Raw genomic sequence first — 24,841 nt, forward strand, 5'->3', positions numbered from 1 at the left:
ATCCGGTAACTAATTTGTTGTTGCTCTGTTTGGGTCAAGTCTTATCGCGCAGTTCCTGGTTAGTACATCCCTGTTTATAGTCGTTTTTTGGAATGCCGGCGACTATCGGTTGTAACGTGAAGGCAGTTGTTTAAAAAAAAATTATCTTAGCAGCGTAACCCATAAAAATAGTTTATGAAATATACACTGCACCAACTACAAGTTTTCTCTAAAGTAGTTCAGGCGCAAAGTATTACCAAAGCAGCAGAAGAGCTTTTTCTTACTCAACCGGGCGTATCCATACAGCTGAAAAATTTTCAAGATCAATTTGATATACCTTTAACAGAAGTTATTGGCCGACAATTATATGTGACTGATTTTGGGAAAGAAATAGCTGAGTTGGCCCAGCAGATACTTAACCAGGTAGAAGAAATTGACTACCGTACCAGCGCATTTAAGGGGAGGTTATATGGCCGGCTGAAAATGGCTGTTGTATCTACGGGTAAGTACGTGATGCCTTATTTCTTATCTGCTTTCATCAATGATAATCCTTCAATAGAGCTCACAATGGATGTGACTAACAGGGCAGCAGTTATAAAAGCACTTGAAAACAATGAAGCAGATTTTGGTTTAGTTTCCGTATTGCCCGATAAACTGAAGATAGAAGAGGAGCTGCTGCTTGAAAACAAGCTTTTTTTAGTTGGTGATGCGGAAAGCAAGTTAGAGGTTCCGGCTAAAAATATACAATTACTGGAGCAACTGCCCATGATTTATCGGGAGGAAGGTTCGGCCACCCGAATGGTAATGGAAAAGTTTTTGGAAAAGAAGAAAATACATCTGAAAAAGCGATTAGAACTTACCTCTAACGAAGCTGTTAAACAAGCGGTTATAGCTGGCCTGGGTTATTCGGTAATGCCGCTTATTGGTATCAGAAATGAGGTGCAGGATGGCGATTTAAAGATTATCCCAGTGGCTGATTTTCCGATCAGATCCCGCTGGCGGTTAATTTGGCTGAAAAACAAAAAATTGCCGCCCGTAGCTTCTGCGTACCTGGAACACGTACGCCAGCACAAGGCGGCAATAATAGAGAAGCACTTTTCCTGGATAGAAACAGTTTAACACTCCTGCGTTAGCACGCTTCCGGTTGGTTTACTATTTCCCAGATGTAATTCCCGGTGTAGCGGTGCGAAACCTTACCTTCTGTATCCATCGCAAGTAGGTATATCCAGTTATTGTCACAAAGGTTTCGGACAGAGGCGTGCTTTTTCAAGACATCATTCATTGCTTCCAGAGGAGCTTCGATAACCACACTTAACCGCAATGGCTCATGCTGATATTGAGCACCGTCATGCACAGACTGCCACGGCAGGCCAATCCTTAAATCACCTGAGCTGCCTTCTACTACACCTACGCCTGCTGTTATGTTATGTAGTGCCTTGTTACCTGACCCGAAATGTTTGTTATCTGTGGTAGAGGCATAATACTGCAGATTTATCCAGCTGGTTACTACCATAGGAGCGGTCATAATCAGTTCAAGAACCTTAAAGTCATGATCCTGTTCCCATTCGTAAGAATGAAGAAAAGATTTTCCGCCGAGGTTTATTCCTTTTGTTCTTGAGCGCGGCGCCACCACAAAGGCCGAACAACCCGCTAAACCCCATTCCGGGCGTATCTGCGACCAATCTTTGCTCCGGGCTATTATTGCATCGTCTGCATTCTGATTAGAATTGACAGCCATTCTTAACAGCCTTTCTGCACGGCAAGCTTTGCCGGCAAGTTCGAGTGATTTTTTTACATCGTTCCACTCTGCAACGCGGTCTGCAGGAAGGATGTATTCATTGTAAACTGTGACCTTGTCTGTTGTTGTATCATGCAGGCAGGCCATAAACATGGTCTTTTCCGGGATGTAAATTTCTGACTTATTTAGCTGTTTTCTAACTAATTCGTCGTTAAGTATTTCTGCAGCCACTTTAACGTTAGCTTCACCCGTGTGCCCGCCACAAGCACCACAATCCAGCCCTGTTGCGTGGGGGTTATTTACACTTGTTGAGCCGTGCCCCACAATCAACACAAAAGGAGCGAAGTTGGAGGTTAAAGACATTGCCGTTAACGCATTTTTCGCCATTTCCACTTGTTGGTCCAATGGTATTCCTAATGTGTCTTTTCCATGCCTGGCATAGGATAAACTTACACGCCTTTTTGCGGAATTCGCCGCTGTTAACCCGGTGCTATCCGGATGGGGAACTGGTCTTGTAAGGCCAAATGAGTCGGTAAACAGTTTTGGCAGGTAAAACAACCCCATTGGGCTTACAAAACTAAAGCAGCTTACCGCACCAGATTTAAAGGACTTCCATAGTTGATTTACCTGGTGTGTTAATATCCTTTTTGTTACTGCTTGTTTATGCAGCATATTTTCAGGGATTTCTTCAGCAATCACTGGCCCTGTTTTCAACAACACCGGGCATTGCGCCTGCCCCTCCTGTTGCCCTAGTGGAATATACTTTACAGGAAATGCAAAAAAGCCGGCAAAACCCAGCGTCTCAATGGCATTATCTACCAGCTCCATGTTTCTCCTGAACACCTCCGAGCGTACATCTATGCAGAAAATGGCTTGTGCTTTCGGGGCGATAGTATACGGCCTTGCTGCTTGTTGTGAAGACTGCAACCTGGCTATCAATTTATTTTGCATGGCCAAGTCAAAAGCTTCCTGTAAAATAAGTTTCCGGGTTAAGCTGCTGTCAAGCTCACCCTTTATTGGCGCTAACGCAAGGTTAGCGCACACATCTCTCCATTGTAGTTGTATCTCGGTATCCTTTATTGTATTAAGCAAACATGCTTCCCAGCATATCAATATTGCAAGGAATTCAACCAGCTTTTCGTCTGTCTTGCCATATAGTTTGTTGTCAAAATCAATACGGGCAATATATGCCGCCCAGCCACCAACGCGCAATAGCAGGCGATGAAGGTATATAGAGAGTCCTTCTTCTGGTATGCCAAGGGTGCCCAGCGCAAATTGGGCTGCCTGCAGTGGGTTATCGGGTAAACCTTTTACAAATTTCCTAAAGCCGGCTAGTCCCATAATCTCCGGATTAAAATCCCATGCAGCTTCCTTTCTCCAGGAGGTGTATATACTTTCATCCGGATTGGTAGTGGCCCAAATAGCCTGCCCCTGGTCAAAGTAAGTTGCAGCCCACGCCGCCACTCTCGTGGTAGCAAAGCGGCCCCAATCTTTTCCGGTAGCCTTACAAGCCGTATCAGCTACCGTTAAAATTATGTCTGATTGCTTTTCTGTATCATCAAAGTCCAGCAGCTTATTAAGAAAAACGTTTACATCTAACTTTTCATTTGGGTACTTTTTATTTAAAACTACCGCTACATCATTAATTGTTATCTGCTGTTCCTCCAGCTTTTTAAGATAGAAGCTTACTGGTAAGGTCATTTGTATACCTGCTGCTACAGCAAGGTCCTTAGCAGCGTTCGTAAATTTTAAGTCGGTTAACCCCAGGTAAGGGTTCACCGCAACAAAATGCTCTAACGGCCATGCCGGGGCAATTTTTTTGCAAGCGACGTTTAAAGCGTTAAACAAAGCTGTGGGTGTGTTCTTCTGTAGTTCTGCTACATTATCTTCCATTATATTATTCATTGTTGTTGCAGTTAATGTTAAGGCTTATGCCGATTATTTAAGCGGGTATTGTTTGCAGCTCGTGCTATTGCTTTTTACCCCTTGTCACCTCCGATGATGTTTTCCCGTTAGAATAGATGGTTAATGACCCAATCAGGCGGTCAAAAGCAGAGTTGACATATAATCCATTCCTGATGTGCAGCGCAATTGAGCGATAGGAATTTCGATTAGGGATTATGGGTGCAAGTATCTGTATAAGTACTGCGGCAGCAAACGCGCAGAGCAAAATGCTCATAAAGAGTTTTTGTGTGGCTGTATTTGCTCCGGTCTCTGGAACTTCTGCTGCAATCAGATGATTGCTCAAAGCCTCAAGGCTAAAAAAAGCTGCTGAAATCAACATCGTGATAAACCCTGCTCTTAACAGCAAGGCTGCACTCCCGTTTGAATCTGTTACGGAGGTTAAAAGCCTGGATAGCCCAAGTACCATAATTGCTCCTATTGCAAAGAGTGAGAAGTGTTTAGTTGTATCTACACCCAACATGCCCGCAAAACCTGTGTAAATAACTAAGGCAAGCGTCATCCCTATAATAATCTTAACTGGATTTCCTGTCCTTTTAACCGACTCGAATTTTGAAGCCCGCAGCACATCTATAGTACTGCCTGATGATAAAAAGGCATGGGCTTTGTAAAATGAATGTGCCACAAGGTGAAGCATTGCTGCCGGGAATACGCCAAGGCCGCATACGAGTAAACTAAAGCCCATATGCGCAACGCTGGAGTAGCTTAACGCTGTTTTTATGGAGGTTTGGGTGAGGTACACCGCCGACGCAAACAATGCTGTAAAGCCTCCTATGCTTATGAGTAAAAGCGGAGCGTAGGTACTTGCGTGAATGATGAAGGCCATCCTGATGATTAAAAAAGGGCCTGCATTTAATAGGCCCGCATGTAGCAGGGCGGATACCGGCGTGGGTGTTTCCATCACTTCTATCAGCCAGCTATGTGTAGGGAATTGCGCAGATTTTAACATTGCAGCTAAGGCCAGAAAAACAGCAGCCGCTTCTACTTCACCGGGCAATGTACCATGGGCGAAATGTGCTTTAACCTGCCCGGATATGTAGTTGAGGTTGCCAGTTCCAAACTCTTTATATAACAGTGCAATAGCAATTATTAAACAAGCGTCACCTACACGCGCTATGATAAATTTTTTCCGGGCGGCAATAATTGCACCCGGCCTGTCAGGATAAAACAGTAATAGCCGGTGTAAAAACACACTTGTTAATACCCAGCTAACTAAAAGTATCCCCAAATTACCCGAGAGAACCAAAAATTGAACGGAAGCGATGGTTGCCGAAAGCCTGCCGATAAAAATACCCTGCCTTGCGTCGCCATCAAGGTAATTAAAGCTAAACTTTACTACCACGAAACTAATAAGCGCAATCATTGTGAACATGATAACACTCAGGGGATCAAAGCGCAAACTAATACCTAAACCTTCTGCCACAAACAAGTTGCTTTCCGCAGAGCCGGTTATTGTTGTTGTAATTGCAATAAACGCAGCGATAATTATAACCAGCGTTGTTGCTATAAGGCTCATACGTTTAATTAACGTTAAGCTGGCGCTAAATTGCCGGTTAGCTACCAGTGCCGTCGCCAGAAACATTGCAGGCGAAACAATAACTACATTTAGTAAGAGTCCGTTCATTGCAGGTTGTTTTTAGGGGCGTTATCAATAATTTCAATAAAAATTTCAGAACTTATCCGCAGGGTGCTGCCTTGTTCCTGTGCTTGCCGTACGATGAGCTTTATAGACTCAGAAGCTCTATTTAGTTCTTGTATTCGCCTCAGCGAGTAAATATCAGGCTCGCCAGAGCGCTCTCTAATACTAAAGTTGCGTAGGGTATGGAAGTTTATCTTACCGGAAATAAGATTGTTCATTACCTCCATAGCGTCACCGGGAGAAAAATCGCCTTTGATCAATTGATAGCGTTGGTCGGTTTTGGTTAAGTTTTCTAATTCTTCAGTTGTCATAAATTTTATTTTATGCAAAAGAGTAGAATTAAACACATAAGTTTTTATTTATGTTTTTAATGCCACATATAATATAATTTTATGACTATCAATATGGTACTAATATAACATCAATAATCATCAGAGATGTAATATGTATTTAATATGTTTATGGATGGTATAATAAACATAAATTAAAGCAAATGCTTTGATAGGCGTATTTTTGCCGCAGATAAGGAACCAGATAGCAAGCGCATTTTTTGCTTGCTACATATTTTAAATACTTATCTTTTTTCAGATTTTAACTGAACGCAATAGAAAGAGTGAAAAACCGGAAACACCCTGAAGTTAATAGGCATTGGAATTGTTTGATTCAATTAAATTGCCGTTTATGGGCTAACCAAGTTTTCATTGCAAAGCTTAATTTAATTGAAATTACCAATGGCTGAGAGCACATCTGTATCCGTAAAAAGCGCAACAAAAAAGCTATTGCAGCTGGTTAATCTGGAACGCAAAGAAGTAAGCTACATATATTTTTTTGCAGCGCTTGGTGGTATAATACAACTATCGCTGCCTTTGGGCATTCAGGCCATCATAGGTTTACTGTTTGGGGGGATACTTTCGGCATCGTTAATTGTACTAATTTGCTTTGTAGTGCTTGGCGTAATGCTTGCAGGTATTTTGCAGGTAATGCAAATGAGGGTGTCTGAGCGCATACAGCAGCGTATATTTGCACGGCTTACATTTGCATATGCCTACCGCATTCCAAAAATTGATTTACTCAGTGTAGATAACTACTATTTGCCGGAGCTGGTGAACAGGTTTTTCGATACCGCAAGCTTGCAAAAAGGGCTGTCCAAATTGTTGCTTGACATTCCTGCGGCATCTATCCAGATATTGTTCGGTCTTATATTACTTAGTTTTTACCACCCCATATTTATTGTATTTGGCATTGTGCTGTTGGCAGTGGTATTAATTATATTTTATTTAACCAGCCCTAAAGGTTTACGAAGCAGTATTGAAGAAAGTGATTACAAATACCAGGTTGCACATTGGCTGGAAGAAATTTCAAGGGCAGTCAAGACCTTTAAGTTTTCGCAAAACTTCGGATTGCATCTTAAAAAAACAGACAAATTAACCGCCGGATACCTGGACGCGCGTACCGAGCATTTTAACGTGCTGATTTTACAATACCGTGTGCTCATCGCTTTTAAAGTGACTATTACTGCAGCTATGCTTATCATTGGTTCTTTGCTGCTTATTCGCCAGCAAATTAACCTTGGTCAGTTTGTGGCCGCCGAGATTATTATTATCGGAACGCTAAGCTCGGTAGAAAAGCTGATCGTAAGCCTGGAAACGGTTTATGATGTAATGACATCTATAGAAAAACTGGATAAGGTTTTGCAGAAACCTCATGATCCTGAAAGTAGCAAATTGAACATTACCGACGCGGACATGAGCCAATCTGTGGATATAAGCGTAGCCAATTTAAGCTTTGCTTACCAGGAAGGTAAGCAGGTGATAAACAATCTGTCTTTTGCTGTTAAACCAGGAGAAAAGGTGTGCATACGCGGAACCGAAGGTAGCGGTAAAACAACTTTACTGCGGGTACTGGCAGGATTGTACGGCAGTTACAAGGGCCAGATCTTAGTTAACGGAGTGCCGTTACAAAATTTACCGGCTGAGCAATGGCGCACTAAAGTAGCTGTGTATTTTGCACGTGAAGAGCTATTTAGCGGCACGTTTTGGGAAAACCTTACCTTGGGGAACGAGAAAATAAGCATCTCTACGGTAACTGAGGTTTGCAACCTGGTGGGCCTGGCAGACTACATCTCGTCAAGAGAGCACGGTTATCAATCCATACTTGATCCATTAGGGCAGAAGCTGTCTGACACGGTGGTACAAAAAATATTGATTGCACGTTGCATATTAGCAAAGCCAAACCTGCTGCTGCTGGAAAGCGGATGGCAAAACATAGAAGAGCCTTACAGAAGGTTAATTACGGAAAAGTTGATGAATGATAGAACATTTACCGTGATGGCGATAACCGACAATCCGGAGTTTATTGAAAGATGCGACAAGGTTATTGATCTGTCAACCACCCAAAAAGCTTAGTTATGTTTTTAGAAAAGAATATCAACGTAGAATCCATTTCGGGTTATAGGTCCTTTCAGATGGCTATGCAGAACAATCATAGCCAAAACAAAATAAAATGGCTTGCCGCTTTCATCATTTTGGTACTGGTTATCCTATTTCTGCCCTGGACACAAAACATACAATCAAAAGGGGAAGTTTCGGCGCTTGACCCGCAGCAACGGCCGCAAGAGGTCAATAGCATTATACCGGGCCGTATAGTTAAGTGGTACGTTAAAGACGGCAGTTTTGTAAAGCGGGGCGATACGCTGGCACAAATAACCGAAGTTAAAGATGATTACCTGGACCCTGAGCTAACCGACCGTACTGCAGAGCAGCTAAAGGCTAAAAACGAAGCGGCTGGTTTTTATCAAAGTAAAGTGTTAACGGCCGACAAACAGCTAGCGGCGTTAGGGCAAGCTTTACAGTTAAAGTTAGCGCAGCTGAATAATAAATTGAAGCAGTACAACCTGCAGGTACAGTCTGACAGCATTAGCATGCTGGCTGCTAGTAACCAGTTTACCATAGCAGATGCGCAATTAAAACGGCAAAAAGAGCTCTATACTGCCGGGTTAAAGTCGCTAACCGAGCTGGAGCAGCGGCAGCAATATTACCAGGATGCACTGGCAAAAAAAATCAGCAGCGAGAATAAATACTATAACAGTAAAAATGAGCTGCTTAACATTCGCCTGGAGCTATCGTCGGTAGAACAGGATTATACCGAGAAGTTGTCCAAAACCAACGGCGAACGGTTTGCCGCCTTGTCTCAGGCTGCCACCGGTACAGGCGAAGCCGCCAAGTTGCGCAATCAGCTTACTAATTACCGTACCCGGCAAGGTTTCCATTATATCCTCGCGCCACAAAGCGGGCAGATTTTACGCAGCATTAAGGCGGGTATAGGTGAGATATTAAAAGACGGTGAAAAGCTGTTAACTATTGTACCTGCAACATTTAGTAAAGCAGTAGAAATAAGTGTTGATCCTAACGACTTGCCGCTGGTACATGCAGGTCAACTGGTGCGCATCCAGTTCGACGGCTTCCCGGCAATTGTATTTTCCGGATGGCCACAAGCATCTTACGGCCTCTTTAGCGGGCGTGTTGTGGCCGTAGATAACAGCATAGATGCTATGGGTAAATTTAAGGTTTGGGTAAAGCCAGATGAAACTACAAAGGCCTGGCCCGCAAATGTACGTTATGGTACCGGCTGCCAGGCTATTGCACTGCTAAACAATGTGCCTATTTGGTACGAGTTATGGCGGAAAATAAACGGATTCCCGGCAGACTTTTACAAGCCAGCGGCTGGTGATAACGCTGAATCAAAGACGAAGAAAAAATGAAGCGACTTATTATAACGGCGTTGCTTTGCCTTCACATCTTCGGTTCCCTGGCACAAGAAAAATTACTTACCCTGGACGAATACCTGGCCATTGTAAAACAATACCATCCGCTGGCCTTACAAGCACAATTGAATACAGAAAAGGCAAGGCTGACCAAACGCCAGGCCCTGGGCGGCCTTGACCCAAAATTGGAAGTAGACGGCGACCGTAAAATATTCGGAGGTAAAACCTATTACGATTATTTAACACCCGAAGTAAAGGTGCCACTTTGGTACGGTGTCGATTTAAAAGGGAGCTATTCTAAAGTTACCGGCGACTTTGTAAATCCGGAGAATAAAACTCCTAAAGATGGTTTAGGCTATTTTGGCCTGAATGTGCCGCTTGGCAAGGGACTGTTTATTGATGAGCGCCGGGCAGCCTTAAAGCAGGCCGGTATTTACGCAACGGTAGCAGCTAACGAACAGCAACAGATGATGAACGATCTGTTTATATCAGCCACCAACGCCTATGCCGAGTGGCTTAACACGTACCTGAATACCAGGGTTTATGAAGATGCGGTAAAATTGGCCGAAGTTCGTTTAAACGGAACACGCTTACTGTATAAAAATGGTGATAAGCCGGCAATTGATACAATAGAGGCATTAACACTGCTGCAAAGTCGTCAACAAAAGCTTAACGAATACCAGGTGCTGCTTACCAACCGTACCAACGAGTTAAGCAGTTTTATGTGGCAGCAAAATCTTACACCGGTAGATTTGGCTAATGTGCGCCTCAGGCCGGATACCCTGCTATTGCAAGTAAGGCCGCCTGATAGTTTGTTGCAAAAAGAGGCACAAGCTATTGTTAGCCAGAATCCGGATGTGAAACTTTATGGGTTAAAGCTTGATCAGCTGGAAATAGAACGGCGGCTTAAAATGGAAGAGGTAAAGCCAACGTTAAACCTTAACCTGGGCATCCTGAACACCGGGCGAAATATCTTCCAGAATTTTAATAGCGATTGGTTTTCCAGTAATCAAAAAATTGGGTTTACCATAGCCATACCGCTTACTTTTACCAAGCAACGGGCAGCTTATAGTTTAAGCAAGATAAAACTTCAGGAGACACGATTTTTGTTACTTGATAAACAAAATCAGGTAGCGGTAAAGTGGAATAATTACAGGAACGATTATTATAATCTGGACAGGCAAATCAACCTGAACACGCAATTGCAGAAAAATAACCGCGCTTTGCTGAATGGGGAAGAATACAAATTCCGTTTAGGAGAGAGTTCATTGTTCCTCGTAAACTCACGCGAACAAAAGGTGCTGGATACCCAGGAGAAGTTAAATGACTACTATACAAAAAGAATAAAGGCCATACAGTACCTCAAGTGGCTATCAAATACCTTTTGAGCAGCGTTTGCATACAATTACTTTAGGGTGTTTACTAAGCTAAACTGCAGCCTTGTGATTACATGTCAAAAAGCCTTTTCTAACTAATATTTATAATACCTTGCCTGATTAGTACAAGCATCGCCCGCTTTTGTCCATGTTCATTGGAATACCCTTGTTGTATATTTGATATATAAAGCAGGGGGTAAACATGAATTACAGTAAGATCGCGTTTTCTGATGCAGCAAAGGAATTACAGCACCAATTTGGAAGCCGTCAAGCTTATGACAGGCGGGAGAAATTTCAGGTTGTTGATGGCCTGACAGAAAATGAAATTGACTTTATTGCTGATCAGGACCATTTTTATATGGCTAGTATTGGTGAAAGCGGATTTCCGTATATTCAGCATAGGGGAGGCCCCAAGGGTTTTGTTAAGGTGCTGGATAACCATACCGTGGGTTTTGTTGATTTCTCTGGTAACAAGCAGTATATAACCGTTGGAAACTTAGAAACCAACGCTAAGGTTTCATTAATCATGGTTTCGTATCCTCATAAGGCGAGATTAAAACTTTACGCTACCGCGAAGATCGTGTTGCCTGACGAAGATCCACAATTGTTCTCTAGGGTAGATGTATCTGGCTACAAGCACCATGCTGAACGTATAATAATATTAGACGTTGCGGCTTATGATTGGAATTGTCCTCAACACATTACGCCGAGATACACCACAGAAGAAATAGAACATGCATTTGAGCCGCAACGGCAATATATAGCTCAGCTCGAGGCTAAAAACAAAAAGCTGGAATTTGAATTAAAAAACCATCAAAAAGATTAACATGATAACTATATATCATCAGAGCAACGATAATGACATTGTTGCCTGGAAAGATCGATTAGAACAGCTTATTGTTAAACACGAATTTGTTGTGCAGGATCAAATTGACGCCTCAACTTTAGTCGACGATGAAAAAATTATAAAGGGAAAGCAAGCTATTGACAGTTATCTTGAGGGGCTGGAGCAATTTGTTAACGGTTGGTATGAAGATCGCTGCGACATGTATAATTTTGATGCTTAACCTAATAGACTGCAGCCGCTAACGGACATTAGATGGGGAACCCCAAAAGTAATTTTGAACGTTTGCAAAAATTAATATAGATATTAAGTCACCCGTTACGGCACCCACTTGCTACAAAAAGGTAACTCTTACTACACAACATGGTTAGCGGGGGGGCTCTGATAGGAGATGGTGAAAATTGCTAATCGTTATTAAAGTTTGTGCTTGCAGTCCCTGCGCAAAGTTCAACCTCCAGACCCGATAGTTATTTATAACAATTCTAAATAGCACATATCCCTTGTAATAAACATTATTCGCTTTGCGTTTTGTATTTTTGCAAACCGGATTTAAACAGGCATAAGTTAATGAAGAAAAGCGCTATACTCGGTATTGTTGTTATTGCTGTAGCAATTGCTGTTATCATCAGTACCTATTCAAATACAAGTACTTACGGGTCTTTTAAAGATGCACGCCAAAGCGAAAGCGAATTGCACGTGGTAGGCAAGCTAAATAAACAAAAAGATTTGTTTTACGATCCTACCAAGGATGCCAATTATTTTTCGTTTTACATGACGGATAATAAGGGAGCGGAGTGCAAGGTAATTTTTACCGGTACCAAGCCCGAAGATTTCGAACGGTCTGAACAGATTGTGCTTACCGGCAAAATGATTGGTAACGAGTTCCACGCATCACATATCCTGATGAAATGCCCCTCTAAATACACGCAGAATAAGTTAGAAACACAGGAATATAAGGCCAATAAACAGGCCAGTTTATAAAATTTAATGGATATAGCATTTAAAGGCGAGCACCTTTTACAGGGGCAGATAGGGCAGTTTTTCATCATCTTATCTTTCGGATCGGCCCTGCTTTCGTTCCTCAGTTATTACTTCTCTACTACAGACGATGCCGGGAAAGTCGACAGCAGCTGGCAAAAGATAGGCCGCTGGGCCTTTTATGCCAATGTGTTGTCTATCATTGGTATAGGTGTTTGCCTGTTCAACATCATCTACAACCATTACTTCGAGTACCATTACGTTTGGGCGTATACATCGCGCTCGTTACCTACACGCTACATCATATCGGCATTCTGGAATGGACAGGAAGGCGGCTTTTTACTGTGGCTGTTCTGGGAAGCGTTATTAGGCTTGTTCCTGATTTTTAAGGCCGGTACATGGGAACGTCCCGTGATGACGGTTGTTGCACTGTCGCAAGTTGTTTTAGCTTCTATGGTATTGGGTGTTGAGATATTTGGCATGAAGCTGGGTAGTTCTCCATTCCTGCTGCTGCGCGACTCGATGGAAGGCCCTATTTTCTCCAGGCCAGACTACCTTTCTTTCATAAAAGACGGGCAGGGGATGGTACCCTCGTTACAGAACTATTGGATGATCATTCACCCGCCGACATTATTCCTGGGCTTTGCTTCTATTGTAGTGCCGTTTGCTTATTCAGTTGCAGGTTTGTGGCAAAAGAGGTACCAGGAATGGATAGCACCCGCAATACCTTATGCGCTGTTTGGTTGCATGATACTGGGTACCGGCGTCGTTATGGGTTCGTTCTGGGCATACGAGTCGCTTAACTTTGGTGGTTTTTGGGCCTGGGACCCGGTAGAGAATGCATCTATTTTCCCATGGCTTACCTTAGTTGGCGCAGTGCACGTGCTTGTTGTTTACAAAAATACAGGCCACTCATACTTCACCGCAACCATGCTTACCATGATAAGCTTTGTGCTGGTTTGGTATTCATCGTTCCTTAACCGCAGCGGTATCCTTGGCGAAACATCGGTACACTCTTTTACAGACCTGGGCATGTTTTGGCAGCTGGTAACGGGCGTGGTTATTTTCCTGGTTATTATGGTTTACCTGTTGGTAAAGCATTTTAAAACTATGCCGATAACTAAAAAGGACGAGGAGACCTATTCGCGCGAGTTCTGGATGTTTGTTGGTTCGGTGTTCCTGGGGCTTTCCTGCTTTCACCTTATTGTTGTAACATCCGTACCTGTATGGAACGCTATTTTCCACCTCAATATAGCCCCGCCGGCAGATGCCGCACGCATGAAGCATTACAATGTTGTACAATCATCATTTGTGGTACTGATCACCATACTTACCGCCGTTGCTCAGTTCCTGAAATATAAGCGTACAGATGTGCGCCGGTTTGTTATAACAACCGGTGTTTACCTGTTTTTTGCCGCGGTGGTTACCGCATTAATTGCTTTTGCAACAGGTGTGAACAAAATGCACTTTGTGTACATACTGGCAATGTGGGGTTCTGTTTACTCGGTTACCGCGAACGGTAAAATGCTGGCAGATGCCTTTAAAGGAAAAATTAAACTGGCCGGTGCAGCTGTTGCACATATTGGCTTTGCATTGATGCTGGTAGGCGCTTTGATAGCCGCCGGTACAAGCGATGTTATTTCTATAAACAACACGGGCGAAGGCTTTACGGCTGATTTCGCCAAAGAGAACAACCCGCGGGAGAATATCTTGGTTTATCGTAACGAACCATTAAAAATGGGCGATTACATGGTGACCTATTTAGGCGATTCCATTGCCGCTCCGGAGCACTTTTACAAGGTGAATTACAAAAAGGTAGATGCTGCTGGTAAAGTAGCCGAAGACTTTACGTTGTGGCCTAAAGTGCAGGTAAACAAAGGATCACTGGCTTCTTCTCCTGATACTAAACACTACCTTTTTCATGACCTGTATACCCACATCACCATGACCAATTCTATCAGCGAGTCTGAAGAACCTGGTGCTGAAAAAGATGGTACACAGGCAGATGAAGATGATGAAAAGAGCTACGATGCGCCAATACCACACGAGGTTTCTATTGGTGATACTATAAACTTTCGCGAAGGTTTTATGGTGTTAAAGAAACTGAACAAGGGCGTGAAGGTGCAAAACATACCTTTAAAGGACAATGATATATCTGTTGGTGCTGAGTTGGAAGTGGTAAGCCACGGTAAAAAGTACACAGCCGAACCTATCTACCTGATAAAAGATGGCGGTGTTTACGACTTTTCCAAGAAGGTTGCAGATGCCGGCCTTAAGCTGCGTTTCTCTAAGATAATCCCTGAAAAGAACAAGGTGGAGATAACCGTTCTGCAGCAGAAAGAAAGCGCCAAAAAATATATTGTAATGCGAGCTATAACGTTCCCTTACATCAACTTCTTTTGGGGTGGCAGCATCATTATGGTAATTGGCTTTATCCTCTCTATCTTCCGCAGGAATAAAGAGTTGAAGGTAGTTCCTGTAGCTGTAAAGCAAGGCACCACAAAGGGCGCAGGTAAAAGACAGCCGGTGAGCTTAAAATAAGAGCGTCAAAAACTTGTGGAGCATCAAAAGCAACTTATAGCTGAAAACGGTTACGTTGTTGTTGACGGTGTATACAGTGATGCAGAGATGGCCGCCATTCAGCTTGCAATCCAAGAAGCAGATACCTCAAAAAATACTTTCCGGAAAACGGACGATCTGTTCGCCATAAGGCAGTTTTTAAAAGAAGTGCCAGCCGCAGCTAGCCTTGTATTAACAGATAAGCTAAAACTGCTGGTTAGAAAACTTTTTGGTAGTGACTTCTTTGTGGTAAAGTCGATATATTTTGATAAACCCGTAGCCTCAAATTGGTTTGTTGCCTGGCACCAGGATCTTACTATATCTGTTAAAGGTAAACTAATTGCTGATGGTTATGGCCCATGGACAGTTAAACAAGGGCAATTTGCAGTACAGCCCCCTTTAAGTATACTGGAAAGCAATTTCACGATACGCATTCATCTGGATGATGCTGATGAGGGGAACGGTGCATTAAAAGTTATCCCTGGTTCGCATAGAAAAGGTATTTACCGGGCCGATCAGATCAATTTGAGAACCGAATCGGCTGCTGTATGTGATGTGAAATCTGGCCGAGTTATGGTAATGCGTCCGCTATTGATGCATGCATCGGGAAGAACCACCAACAACAAACCACGGAAGGTTATACACATTGAATTTAGCAGAGATGACCTGCCTAAGGGCCTAAGCTGGGCAGAAAAGCTGTCCTTGTTTAACTGATACAATCCAGACCCTCCGGGCATATAGTGTCACGTACTACGCTTCAAACTCGTGAAAAAGTAATCTTTAAAAATTGTCACACTGCTGGCAACGATCTACCTAAAAGCTCATTTTAAAACTGTAACACGGCACTAAAAGTGTATCATGATTACAAAAAGTGTAACATGTTTAAACATGTAAAATTCGTAAGTTATTGATATATAACACGTTTAGGAAAAGCGACCAGATTTAAGTGTATCAACTGTAACACGTCCACGTGTTACAGTTGATACACTTGTAGTTACGCGCTAGCGCTGTCGTCATTGAGTGCCGACGACTTCAAGAGGCCTTCACTAACCTTTAGTTCCCCGGTGTGGAAGTCGATGATGCCGTTCTGTTCATCCTCAATATTGGTAGCCTGGGTGTAAACGTCACCTGCTATTGGCCGTTTGCGCAATTCCTGCTTAAACAGCGCTATTTGCTTGTTTCTTTCCTCGTTGTCCTGCGGTCCGCCATAATCCGAAAAGCCGAAACCACCCCATTCACTCACAATAAGCGGCACCTGCTTTCTAAAGAAGAATGGATCGCCCACAATAAGAGGGAACGCAGCAACACTTGTTTGTTTGCCTTCTACCAGGTCGTCCAGCATTTCCTGCCAACGTTTAAGTTCCGGCGTGTATAAGTGAACGGTAAGCAGGTCGCTCTTCAGCTTGCCTTCAAAGGAGATATGCTGCCAGCCGTCGTTATCTACCACCAGGAACTGCGGGTGAGAGATCTGCATGTAATGGTACATATTGATGATGTACTGTCGCGTTTCCTGGTTGGTTGCAATGTCCTGCGCGCCCCAGTCCTCGTTGTACAAGCTCCAGATAATCACTGAAGGGTGGGTGGAGATGAGGCTCAGCATGCGTAAAAGTTCAGCCTTGTGGTTTGCCCGGCTCTTTTTGGTGGAGCGGTGCGGGCTTGGTACTTCTACCCACAGTAGCATGCCCATTTTATCAGCAAGGTGGTAAATGCGTGGGTCTACGCCGGCAATGTGTATGCGCACCAGGTTACAGCCTAGTGCCTTCATCGCGTACATGTGCCGTTTTATTTCTTCGTAATTAGCAATCCCCGGTTGGTACAGGATGCCATCGATATAGATCTTTTTGTTGTTAAGATAAACCGAACTGCCCCGTGCCTCAATCTTACGTAAGCCGAAGTACGATTCTATTTCCGCAACGTAGCCGGTACTGTCTATCAGTTGGGCTACCAAACGGTAGCGGTGCGGGTTCTCAGGTGACCATAGCTGCGCGTCGGGTATGTTAACCACCAGGCGCTGCTGCTTTTGGCCCGCCTCTAACAGCAGCTGGTATTCATCAGTTACCACAGGTTCATCAATTTCCTGGTGTCGGTTATAAACTTTCAGCCGAATGGTATATGGTCCGGGATCATGTATGCGGGTAGTAAGGTTAAAGCGTACCAGGTTGTCCTCAACAATACTTACCACACCAAGCCTCGAGCGTAACCGGTTGCGCTCCACTGTTTCCAGCCATACACTGCGTACCGCGCCGGTGTAGGTTTGATACCATATGCCGCCTCTCTTGTAAATGGTGGACTCCTGCTTTCCCCTAGTAGTATCAGCATCCATTGAGTTAGCTATGCGAACAGTAAGCCGGTTATTCGGTTGAAGCATCTTCTCGTCCAGTTCAAACGAGAATGATGTGTATTCGCCCAGGTGAAAATCTTCTCCTTCAATAGTCTTAAGAGGAAAGCCGTTCAGCCATACCCTTGTCTCGTAGCCGCATGCACCAAAGGTAAGCTGCAGCAGCGAGTTAGGCGAGCGGTGACCACCTTCCAGTTCGGGCATCGGGAATTCACGTTCGTACCACACAACAATTTTGTCGCGCCAGGTATGTTCGGGTTGTATACGGGCCATCTGTGCCTCTACACTGCCGGGCCAATGGGCTGTGTCGGTGTAATCATGGGCCAGGAACCAGTTATTTGCAAGTCCCTTATCTTCCTGGTCTACGGCAAACTTCCATTCGCCATCTAACAACAGGAACGAATTTGGCCGCATTACCGCCCTCGGGAGGGGGTTAAGGGGTTCGTCCTGCGCGGAATCTTCGGGCCTGCTTTTGGTAAGATTATAGTTTGCGTGCGCGGTCTCAGCATCTGGGTTAAAAATCATAGTCGGTATCAGTTGATGAAATTACTTCAAAGTAAATTACTTTAATTACGTAAATAATGTTTTGATTGATTTAAAATGAACATTATGGTTTAAAATTGACATAAAAAAAGCGGCTTAGTGGTAGCTAAGCCGCTTATGGTATATAACCGTAAATTATTAAAGGTTCTCGCCGCTTGGACCTTTTCCTTTGTTTGAAGAGTCGCCGCCTCCGTTATCATCTGATGATGAACTACCGTCATTTGATTTGGCAATGCTTTCAGCATCATTATCCGGGGTTACGGTTTCTATCTCCGGCGCTTCATCTGTGCCGGTGTTTTGACCTAATGTATTGTTGTCGGCATTTGCAACGTTTCCTGCAGTATCATGATTTTGGCCTTGTCCGTTAGCCCTGTCAAATCCTTCTGGTTTGTTTTCCATGGTGTTTAGTTTTAAGTATGTTATTGTTCGTCTTTTGCTGTTACCCATTTTACCGCATCGTCCAGTTGGCTTAGAGAATAGCCCTTTGATTTTCCGGGTATAAAAAAGCGGAATGCATCTGTAAACCACTCAACCCCTTTTTGATCGCTTACTACGGCTATTCTATTCCATTTAGTAAAGTTTTTGATGCCCATCTTAACATCGTCCAGCCAGGCGCCTGCTGTCCAATTTTTAACATCGGTCTCTAACACGAGCAGGTAATTTATTTCACCTTGTCGCTGTACCAGTTCGTCTATCCTTGGCAGTAAAACAGTATCGATATCTTGTTTGGTAACCTCACCTATGGCATGTATGCCAACTACGTGTGGCTCCAGATCGTTAATGAATTGTAACATAAGAGCAGATGTTTTTAAGTTATAAGAAAAAATCATACCATTAACTCGGAGCGTACACAACACACGTAAAAATAGATGTAACCGCATAGGTTGACGTAAAAACGTCTTATAAAGTGTTCAATGTGTTTTCAACGGTCAATCATATTAACCTTATCTTTGTGAAATGCAGCAGAACCGCCAGGCATATTCTCAATTAATAAAGGACGAGGCAAAAGCGCTCGGCTTTATGTTCTGCGGCATATCTAAGGCAGAGTTCCTGGAAGAAGAAGCGCCACGACTTGAAGCATGGCTAAACAAGGGCATGCAAGGAGAAATGCGTTACATGGAGAATTACTTTGATAAGCGGCTCGATCCACGGTTATTGGTAGATGACGCTAAGTCGGTGATCTCAGTTGGATTAAACTACTATACAGAAACCGTTCAGTTAGACCCCGAAGCGCCTAAAATATCAAAGTATGCGTATGGCGCAGATTACCACACGGTGATAAAAGAAAAACTGAAGCTGCTGATGCACACTATTAACGAGAAAATAGGGGAGGTTGGCGGCCGTGCTTTTGTCGATTCTGCACCTGTATTAGATAAAGCCTGGGCAAAAAAAGCAGGGTTGGGTTGGATAGGCAAAAACAGTAATCTGCTTAACAAGAAGGCAGGCTCGTTTTTTTTTCTGGCAGAGTTGATTGTAGATATTGAACTGAACTACGATGTTGAGCCTACTGCCGACCATTGTGGCAGCTGCACCAGGTGTATAGATGCCTGCCCTACAGATGCAATTGTAGCCCCGTATATTGTGGACGGCAGTAGGTGTATTTCTTACCTGACTATAGAGTTAAAGAACGAAATTCCGCAGGAATTTGAAGGTAAAATGGACAACTGGATGTTTGGCTGTGACGTTTGCCAGGATGTTTGCCCATGGAACAAGTTCTCAGTGTTACATAACGAACCAGCTTTCGATCCCCACCCTGATTTGCATGGAATAACAAAGCGCGACTGGGAAGACATTACCCGGGACGTGTTCCAAAAGGTATTTAAGAATTCTGCCGTAAAGCGCACTAAATTTGAAGGTTTGCAGCGAAATATTAAGTTTTTGACTCTTCAATCTACTGAGAAGGATACAAAAGTAATATTCAACACAAATTTAGGCGATTAGATAATTACCCCTTCTTGAACTTTTCGGACAAGGCTTTTAACATGTCATCATTCACCGGCTTGGCTGGTTCCTGTTTCTTTTGGAAAGGCTTATTATAATGCTGGTTATTGTTGTTTATCTGCGGCGAAGACTTTGGCGCATTATTTTGGAATGAAGGCTTAGATGCTTCCTGCTGATTGTTTTGCGGCTGAGCTTGCTGTGGTTGTGCCTGCCTGTTTGCCTGGCGTTCTGCCACACGTTTTGCATTCCATCGCTTGTATATTTCTTCCAGTTTGCGTTTGGTATATAGCGGGAAGTCGCCTTGCATCATCCATGAATAGTAGCTTGGTTCCATCGAGAACACGTCTTCTACCTTGCGGCCTTTGTGCTTTCCAAAGTTTATCAGCTCCTCGCCATCTTCGTTATACACCATTCGACCGGCGAAATCCACAGGGCGGCTTAGGTTAGTAAACTGGTGCAAGGCTTCTACATCGCCAACAACGGGTTTACTGCGGTTGCCTTTTTTGTCCTCCCATTCCATGTCTGCGTAGCGCTCTATCTGGGCCAACAACACCTCCATGGTAGCACGGGTATCTGCCTCTGCAGAGTGCGCGTTGATGATCTGTTTATTGCAATAAAATTGATAGGCGGCTTTTAAGGTACGCTGCTCCATCTGGTGGAATATATTCTGCACATCAACAAAGTGACGTTTCTCCAATTCAAAGTTTACACCAGCGCGCAGGAATTCTTCCATCAGCATTGGTATATCAAACTTGTTGCTGTTGTAACCAGCCAGATCAGCATCGCCGATGAATGCAGCAATCTGTTCGCCCAGCTCATGAAAAAGCTTTTCCTCCCTTATGTGTTCCTCGTAAATACCATGCACAAGCGACGATTCCAGCGGAATAGGTATACCGGGGTTTATACGCCAGGTCATCACTTCTTCGCTGCCGTCAGGGTTGAGCTTTATTACAGATATTTCAACTATACGGTCCGCGCCGATGTTTGTGCCGGTGGTTTCCAGGTCGAAGAAGGCTAAAGGGCGCTTTAAAACTAATTTCATGTTGCTTGTAAAAGATTGCAAAGGTGGCAAAAAGTCTTGCAATATTATGGCCTGCCACTTTTTTATGATAATTAATTAATAATTATTACTTTCATGGCACCTGATTAACTAAACCTGATATATGAATAAATTTTTACCCGGCTTGTTTATCTCACTGCTTGCCGGAGTCGGCGCATCCGCGCAAAACTTCCCTTACGGAACTTTCTCTCAAGAAGAACTTGCAGCAAAAAAATACGTTAAGGATACCTCTGCACATGCTTATGTTATAAGCGAATACGGCACGTCAAGAATTGATGTAACCAGCGACGATAACATCAAAGTAATACACGACTACCACGTTAAAATTAAGATACTAGATAGTAAAGCTTTTGATAAAGGTACCGTAGAAGTTAGTTATTATACCAAAGGAGATAACCCTGAGTCTGTTGAGGACATTGAAGGCGTAACAATTTACATAGACGAGAATGGATCGGCAAAGCAATCGGTACTTGACCGCTCACAGGTTTACAGGAGCAAAGAGAACGTTTATTACAGCAAAGCAAAATTTGCAATGCCCAATGTTAAGGCTGGCAGTATAATAGAGTATAAATACCGTTTGGTGTCGCCTTATATATACCAGTTTCCCTCATGGCAGTTTCAGGATGATATACCCAAAATGGTATCAACTTATGAGGTGCATATTCCGGCTTTCTGGACGTACAATGCATCGCTTCGCGGCGCTCTAAAGCTTACCAGTAACACTGCGGAAGTTGAGCGTGCTTGCTTCACAACGCATGGCGCGAGCTGCGATTGTTCACATATAACTTATGGCATGAATGACATCCCTGCTTTTATCGAAGAGGATTACATGACCTCTCCCAAAAATTTCGTTTCAGCTATCTATTATCAACTGTCGGACTATGTTAATCCTTACAATAGCCAAAAAGTAAAAGTAACCAAAGAGTGGAGGGATATTGATTACAACTTGAAAAAGGCAGACTACTTTGGTGCGCAGATTCGAAAAAAGGATTTGCTAAAAAAATATATTGATCCGGTAATTGAAGGCAAAGCCGACGATCTTGCCAAAGCAAAAGCAGTATATGCTTATATTCAAAAGAATATCAAGTGGAATAATGTGCGCGCTCGCGGGAGCGAGGACGGTATACGCAAGGCGCTGGAAAGCCACACGGGATCGGTAGGTGATATTAACCTTGCACTGGTTGCTGCACTTGGGTCGGCAGGGCTCAATGCAGAAGCAGTGATGCTGAGCACCCGTACTAACGGGCTTATTAATAAACTATATCCTGTGGAAGACGAGTTTGACTATGTGGTTGCCAAACTTAACATCGACGAGAAAAGCTATATGCTTGATGCGTCAGACCCGTTATTGTCTTTTGATATGCTTCCGTTAAAATGCCTGAACGACCAAGGCCGTGTAATGAGTTTGGACAAACCATCATACTGGGTAGACCTCACGGCAAGGCAGCCTAAAAGAAGCACCAGTTCCTATGAACTTACCCTGCAGAGCAATGGTAAAATGAAGGGCACCGTCACAAATTATTCTATCGGTTACGAAGCATACGAAAAACGAAAAGCAATACGCAAGTTTAACACCACAGATGAGTATGTAGAAAACCTTGATGAAAGGCTTGCTAAGGTAAAAATATTAAACTCGCAGATATCCAATTTGGATAGCCTTGACCTACCAGTAGTTGAAAAGTACGAGGTGGAGATAGATGCTTTTAATTCGGTTAATGGAGGGCGGCTGGCCTTTAACCCCTTCTTTTTTGACAGGATAGCGGTGAATCCGTTTAAGTTACAGGATCGCGCGTACCCTGTAGATTGGGGTATGCCATCTGATGAAAGATTTGTACTGAACATGACTTTGCCGGCAGAATACATGGTTGAAAGCGCTCCGCAACCTAACGCCATAAGTTTGCCAAATTCCGGAGGAAAGTTTATAACAGACTTTAACAGCGACGGAAACAGGTTTACCTTCTCCAACGTGGTACAGTTTAGTAAATCGGTTTACGAGAGCGAGGAGTACCCTTATTTAAAAGAATTTTATAACAAAATGATAGCTGCGGAAAAGGCGGAAATTGTGTTCAGGAAAAAGTGATGAAATCAGCTTTTATATTTTTGTTTTTGCTTTTAAGAGCGGCGTTAGGTTACGCGCAGCCAAACTATGATGCATCTTTAATAAGCAAAGACCTGCTGCCTTACGCAAGCGCAGTTATTCGCAACCAGGAGGTAACTGTAGAGGTGAAAGACCTGGATAATACACAATACCATTTTAAACAAGCAATTACAGTGCTCAACAAAAATGGCGACGACATTGCCCGCATTGTTATATGGCACAACAAAAGCAACATACTGCGTAATGTAAGAGGGATTGTTTATAACGAATTTGGTAAGCCGACAGCGAAGTTTGGTGAAAAGGACTTTAAAGACCAAAATGCAGCAAACGATTATTCACTTTTTGAGGATTCGCGTGTGCAGTATTATACTCCGTCGGCAGGTGCATACCCGTACACTATCGAGTACGAATATGAAACTAAGTCTAAACAATCGCTCAATTTTGATGATTGGAAGCCTAACTATGAGGATGGCCTGGCTGTAGAAAGAGCAAGCTATACCTTTACCTGCAAGCCCGATTTTAAAATAAGGTATAAAGAGGTGAACATGCCAACAAGCGCGAGCATAGGCAGCACCAAAGAAGGGCTTAAAACATATACCTGGCAGCTTAATAACCTGAAAGCTATACGTACCGAGCCTTACAGCCCTAATCCTGAGCAATATCTTAGTTCGGTTAAAATAGCGCCGCAAAGCTTTAAGTATGAAGGTTTAACAGGGTCGTTTGCGAGTTGGACTGAACTGGGCAAATGGACGTATGATAAACTGCTGGCCAGCCGTCGTGTGTTACCGATGGAGACTGTACAGCGAATTAAGGAGATTACCGCCAACATTACCGACCCAAAAGCTAAGGCAAAAAAGATATACGAGTTTATGCAAGGGAAAACCCGGTACATAAGTGTGCAGGTTGGTATCGGTGGTTATCAGCCCTTTCCTGCTTCGGAGGTAGACCGTCTTAGTTACGGCGACTGTAAAGCGCTGGTGAACTATACTCAGGCGCTGCTGAAAGCTGTTGACATAGAGTCGTGGTATTGCGTGGTACAGGCGGGTACACGTAAAGTAAGTATGATGAATGATTTCCCGAGTATGGGTCAGGGTAACCACGTAATTTTGTGCCTCCCTTTTAAAAACGACACTACATTCCTGGAATGCACCAGCCAGAAAATACCCTTTGGGTTCTTGAGTGATTTTACAGATGATCGTACGGTTTTGGCCTGTACTCCGGAAGGTGGTAAATTGCTGCATACGCCCAAATACACATCAGCAATAAACCTGCAAAAGCGTAAAGCAGAGTTTGAAATTGCGCAGGATGGGAGTTTAAAAGGTGATATCAAAACTACCTTTAAAGGTACACAGTACGATAATGTTGAGGAGATGATTGGCGAACCGCCCAGTGAGCAAATTAAAATGTTGCAGAAGGAGTATACGGCCATTAGTAATCTTAATATCGGAAAATTTGACCTAAAGCAAGAAAAAGGAGCAGACCCAGTAACAACAGAAACTATCCAGGTGAACTCGCGTGAATATGCCAGCGCAGATGGCAGCAAGCTTTACTTTTACCTTAACCCGCTTAACAGGATGCAGCGCGCTCCCAGGGATGTACGCAACCGGAGCACTCAGGTATACATCAACCGTGGCTATACAGATGAAGATGAAATTGTTTACAGTCTCCCCGAAGGGTACAAAACCGATAAAAACCTGCTGGATATAGCTATAAATAAACCTTTCGGTAAGTTCACAGCAAAGACAACACTAAGCGGCAATAAGCTAATTTATAAACGCCGATTGGAGATAGTAGACGGATTGTACAATAAAGAGCTGTATCCGGAACTTGTGGAGTTTTATCAGCAAGTGGTGGATGCAGACAGTTACAATGTTGCCTTGGTGAAAAACTAATTAGCTGAATATAATAATGCCAAGTACTATACCTACGATCATGATAACGTATAATAGTATCTCCGTACCTGCAAACCGCTTGTATTTGGTCCAGAAGGAGTATTCGTCTTTGGGCTTTTCCATAAGATTAC

At 43.4% G+C, this 24,841-nt stretch carries 20 protein-coding genes; 12 read left to right on the plus strand and 8 right to left on the minus strand.

The annotated features are described in order from the left end of the window. Nucleotides 1-174 precede the first annotated feature (174 nt). Nucleotides 175-1,098 carry a LysR family transcriptional regulator gene (locus AC59GT_RS05715; protein WP_497236738.1) on the plus strand — a complete coding sequence of 308 codons (924 nt, stop codon included), beginning with the start codon at nt 175-177 and terminating at the stop codon, nt 1,096-1,098. A gap of 10 nt (nt 1,099-1,108) precedes the next feature. Here the strand turns inward: AC59GT_RS05715 and AC59GT_RS05720 are convergent, their stop codons facing one another. The 3 genes from AC59GT_RS05720 to AC59GT_RS05730 all read right to left on the minus strand — a co-directional run bounded on the left by AC59GT_RS05720 (nt 1,109) and on the right by AC59GT_RS05730 (nt 5,629). Continuing rightward, nucleotides 1,109-3,622: a YbcC family protein gene (locus AC59GT_RS05720; RefSeq protein ID WP_497236739.1), complete on the minus strand. Its 2,514-nt coding sequence runs from the start codon at nt 3,620-3,622 to the stop codon at nt 1,109-1,111. A 64-nt stretch (nt 3,623-3,686) separates the two neighbouring features. Beyond that, nucleotides 3,687-5,303, minus strand: coding sequence for a proton-conducting transporter transmembrane domain-containing protein (locus tag AC59GT_RS05725; RefSeq protein WP_497236740.1), 1,617 nt, complete (start codon nt 5,301-5,303; stop codon nt 3,687-3,689). Then, on the minus strand, nt 5,300-5,629 hold the full coding sequence (locus AC59GT_RS05730; RefSeq protein ID WP_497236741.1) for a hypothetical protein: 330 nt from the start codon (nt 5,627-5,629) through the stop codon (nt 5,300-5,302). The genes AC59GT_RS05725 and AC59GT_RS05730 overlap by 4 nt, the downstream gene beginning before the upstream one ends. Nucleotides 5,630-6,049: 420 nt before the next feature. Here AC59GT_RS05730 and AC59GT_RS05735 point away from each other — a divergent pair, with 420 nt between their 5' ends. The 8 genes from AC59GT_RS05735 (at nt 6,050) to AC59GT_RS05770 (ending at nt 15,552) form a co-directional block, all read left to right on the plus strand. Beyond that, nucleotides 6,050-7,723: a peptidase domain-containing ABC transporter gene (locus tag AC59GT_RS05735; protein WP_497236742.1), complete on the plus strand. Its 1,674-nt coding sequence runs from the start codon at nt 6,050-6,052 to the stop codon at nt 7,721-7,723. A gap of 2 nt (nt 7,724-7,725) precedes the next feature. After that, entirely contained in the window at nt 7,726-9,078 is a 1,353-nt protein-coding gene (locus AC59GT_RS05740; protein ID WP_497236743.1) for an HlyD family secretion protein, read from the plus strand. Continuing rightward, nucleotides 9,075-10,469 carry a TolC family protein gene (locus AC59GT_RS05745; protein WP_497236744.1) on the plus strand — a complete coding sequence of 465 codons (1,395 nt, stop codon included), beginning with the start codon at nt 9,075-9,077 and terminating at the stop codon, nt 10,467-10,469. The genes AC59GT_RS05740 and AC59GT_RS05745 overlap by 4 nt, the downstream gene beginning before the upstream one ends. A 190-nt stretch (nt 10,470-10,659) precedes the next feature. Then, complete coding sequence (locus AC59GT_RS05750; protein WP_497236745.1) at nt 10,660-11,283, plus strand: pyridoxamine 5'-phosphate oxidase family protein; 624 nt, start codon at nt 10,660-10,662, stop codon at nt 11,281-11,283. Between the two features lies 1 nt (nt 11,284). Continuing rightward, nucleotides 11,285-11,524 (plus strand): hypothetical protein, encoded by a 240-nt coding sequence (locus tag AC59GT_RS05755; RefSeq protein ID WP_497236746.1) that lies wholly within the window; start codon nt 11,285-11,287, stop codon nt 11,522-11,524. A 344-nt stretch (nt 11,525-11,868) separates the two neighbouring features. Continuing rightward, complete coding sequence (locus AC59GT_RS05760; RefSeq protein ID WP_497236747.1) at nt 11,869-12,282, plus strand: cytochrome c maturation protein CcmE domain-containing protein; 414 nt, start codon at nt 11,869-11,871, stop codon at nt 12,280-12,282. Between the two features lie 6 nt (nt 12,283-12,288). Continuing rightward, nucleotides 12,289-14,820, plus strand: a complete 2,532-nt coding sequence (gene ccsA, locus AC59GT_RS05765; protein WP_497236748.1) for a cytochrome c biogenesis protein CcsA — start codon at nt 12,289-12,291, stop codon at nt 14,818-14,820. A gap of 15 nt (nt 14,821-14,835) precedes the next feature. Further along, nucleotides 14,836-15,552, plus strand: a complete 717-nt coding sequence (locus AC59GT_RS05770; protein WP_497236749.1) for a phytanoyl-CoA dioxygenase family protein — start codon at nt 14,836-14,838, stop codon at nt 15,550-15,552. Between the two features lie 280 nt (nt 15,553-15,832). On the opposite strand, the gene AC59GT_RS05775 is transcribed toward AC59GT_RS05770, so the two are convergent. From AC59GT_RS05775 to AC59GT_RS05785, 3 genes are all read right to left on the minus strand, one after another. Further along, nucleotides 15,833-17,701: a glycoside hydrolase family 2 protein gene (locus tag AC59GT_RS05775; protein ID WP_497236750.1), complete on the minus strand. Its 1,869-nt coding sequence runs from the start codon at nt 17,699-17,701 to the stop codon at nt 15,833-15,835. Nucleotides 17,702-17,857: 156 nt separating this feature from the next. Beyond that, nucleotides 17,858-18,118, minus strand: coding sequence for a hypothetical protein (locus AC59GT_RS05780; RefSeq protein WP_497236751.1), 261 nt, complete (start codon nt 18,116-18,118; stop codon nt 17,858-17,860). A 20-nt stretch (nt 18,119-18,138) separates the two neighbouring features. Next, on the minus strand, nt 18,139-18,513 hold the full coding sequence (locus AC59GT_RS05785) for a SpoIIAA family protein (RefSeq protein WP_497236752.1): 375 nt from the start codon (nt 18,511-18,513) through the stop codon (nt 18,139-18,141). A gap of 163 nt (nt 18,514-18,676) precedes the next feature. On the opposite strand from AC59GT_RS05785, the gene queG reads away from it, so the two are divergent. Next, a complete protein-coding gene (queG, locus tag AC59GT_RS05790; RefSeq protein WP_497236753.1) occupies nt 18,677-19,660 on the plus strand; it encodes a tRNA epoxyqueuosine(34) reductase QueG in 984 nt (327 codons plus the stop codon). 4 nt (nt 19,661-19,664) lie between these two features. On the opposite strand, the gene AC59GT_RS05795 is transcribed toward queG, so the two are convergent. Continuing rightward, nucleotides 19,665-20,702, minus strand: a complete 1,038-nt coding sequence (locus tag AC59GT_RS05795; protein ID WP_497236754.1) for an exonuclease domain-containing protein — start codon at nt 20,700-20,702, stop codon at nt 19,665-19,667. A gap of 121 nt (nt 20,703-20,823) precedes the next feature. Between AC59GT_RS05795 and AC59GT_RS05800 the strand changes: the two genes are divergently transcribed. Together AC59GT_RS05800 and AC59GT_RS05805 are read left to right on the plus strand one after the other, a co-directional pair. After that, on the plus strand, nt 20,824-22,800 hold the full coding sequence (locus AC59GT_RS05800) for a DUF3858 domain-containing protein (RefSeq protein ID WP_497236755.1): 1,977 nt from the start codon (nt 20,824-20,826) through the stop codon (nt 22,798-22,800). Further along, nucleotides 22,800-24,710 carry a DUF3857 domain-containing protein gene (locus AC59GT_RS05805; RefSeq protein WP_497236756.1) on the plus strand — a complete coding sequence of 637 codons (1,911 nt, stop codon included), beginning with the start codon at nt 22,800-22,802 and terminating at the stop codon, nt 24,708-24,710. The genes AC59GT_RS05800 and AC59GT_RS05805 overlap by 1 nt, the downstream gene beginning before the upstream one ends. On the opposite strand, the gene AC59GT_RS05810 is transcribed toward AC59GT_RS05805, so the two are convergent. Next, nucleotides 24,711-24,833, minus strand: a complete 123-nt coding sequence (locus AC59GT_RS05810) for a hypothetical protein (RefSeq protein WP_262511251.1) — start codon at nt 24,831-24,833, stop codon at nt 24,711-24,713. It lies immediately after the preceding gene. Nucleotides 24,834-24,841: the final 8 nt, after the last annotated feature.

The sequence above is a fragment of the Mucilaginibacter sp. 320_HR genome (assembly GCF_059691875.1).

Coding starts and splice junctions, on each gene's coding strand:
- AC59GT_RS05800 (WP_497236755.1), top strand. CDS start 20,824: ATGAATAAATTTTTACCCGGCTTGTTTATCTCACTGCTTGCCGGAGTC.
- queG (WP_497236753.1), top strand. CDS start 18,677: ATGCAGCAGAACCGCCAGGCATATTCTCAATTAATAAAGGACGAGGCA.
- AC59GT_RS05760 (WP_497236747.1), top strand. CDS start 11,869: ATGAAGAAAAGCGCTATACTCGGTATTGTTGTTATTGCTGTAGCAATT.
- AC59GT_RS05775 (WP_497236750.1), bottom strand. CDS start 17,701: ATGATTTTTAACCCAGATGCTGAGACCGCGCACGCAAACTATAATCTT.
- ccsA (WP_497236748.1), top strand. CDS start 12,289: ATGGATATAGCATTTAAAGGCGAGCACCTTTTACAGGGGCAGATAGGG.
- AC59GT_RS05745 (WP_497236744.1), top strand. CDS start 9,075: ATGAAGCGACTTATTATAACGGCGTTGCTTTGCCTTCACATCTTCGGT.
- AC59GT_RS05785 (WP_497236752.1), bottom strand. CDS start 18,513: ATGTTACAATTCATTAACGATCTGGAGCCACACGTAGTTGGCATACAT.
- AC59GT_RS05750 (WP_497236745.1), top strand. CDS start 10,660: ATGAATTACAGTAAGATCGCGTTTTCTGATGCAGCAAAGGAATTACAG.
- AC59GT_RS05795 (WP_497236754.1), bottom strand. CDS start 20,702: ATGAAATTAGTTTTAAAGCGCCCTTTAGCCTTCTTCGACCTGGAAACC.
- AC59GT_RS05725 (WP_497236740.1), bottom strand. CDS start 5,303: ATGAACGGACTCTTACTAAATGTAGTTATTGTTTCGCCTGCAATGTTT.
- AC59GT_RS05715 (WP_497236738.1), top strand. CDS start 175: ATGAAATATACACTGCACCAACTACAAGTTTTCTCTAAAGTAGTTCAG.
- AC59GT_RS05720 (WP_497236739.1), bottom strand. CDS start 3,622: ATGAATAATATAATGGAAGATAATGTAGCAGAACTACAGAAGAACACA.
- AC59GT_RS05735 (WP_497236742.1), top strand. CDS start 6,050: ATGGCTGAGAGCACATCTGTATCCGTAAAAAGCGCAACAAAAAAGCTA.
- AC59GT_RS05805 (WP_497236756.1), top strand. CDS start 22,800: ATGAAATCAGCTTTTATATTTTTGTTTTTGCTTTTAAGAGCGGCGTTA.
- AC59GT_RS05755 (WP_497236746.1), top strand. CDS start 11,285: ATGATAACTATATATCATCAGAGCAACGATAATGACATTGTTGCCTGG.
- AC59GT_RS05810 (WP_262511251.1), bottom strand. CDS start 24,833: ATGGAAAAGCCCAAAGACGAATACTCCTTCTGGACCAAATACAAGCGG.
- AC59GT_RS05740 (WP_497236743.1), top strand. CDS start 7,726: ATGTTTTTAGAAAAGAATATCAACGTAGAATCCATTTCGGGTTATAGG.
- AC59GT_RS05730 (WP_497236741.1), bottom strand. CDS start 5,629: ATGACAACTGAAGAATTAGAAAACTTAACCAAAACCGACCAACGCTAT.
- AC59GT_RS05780 (WP_497236751.1), bottom strand. CDS start 18,118: ATGGAAAACAAACCAGAAGGATTTGACAGGGCTAACGGACAAGGCCAA.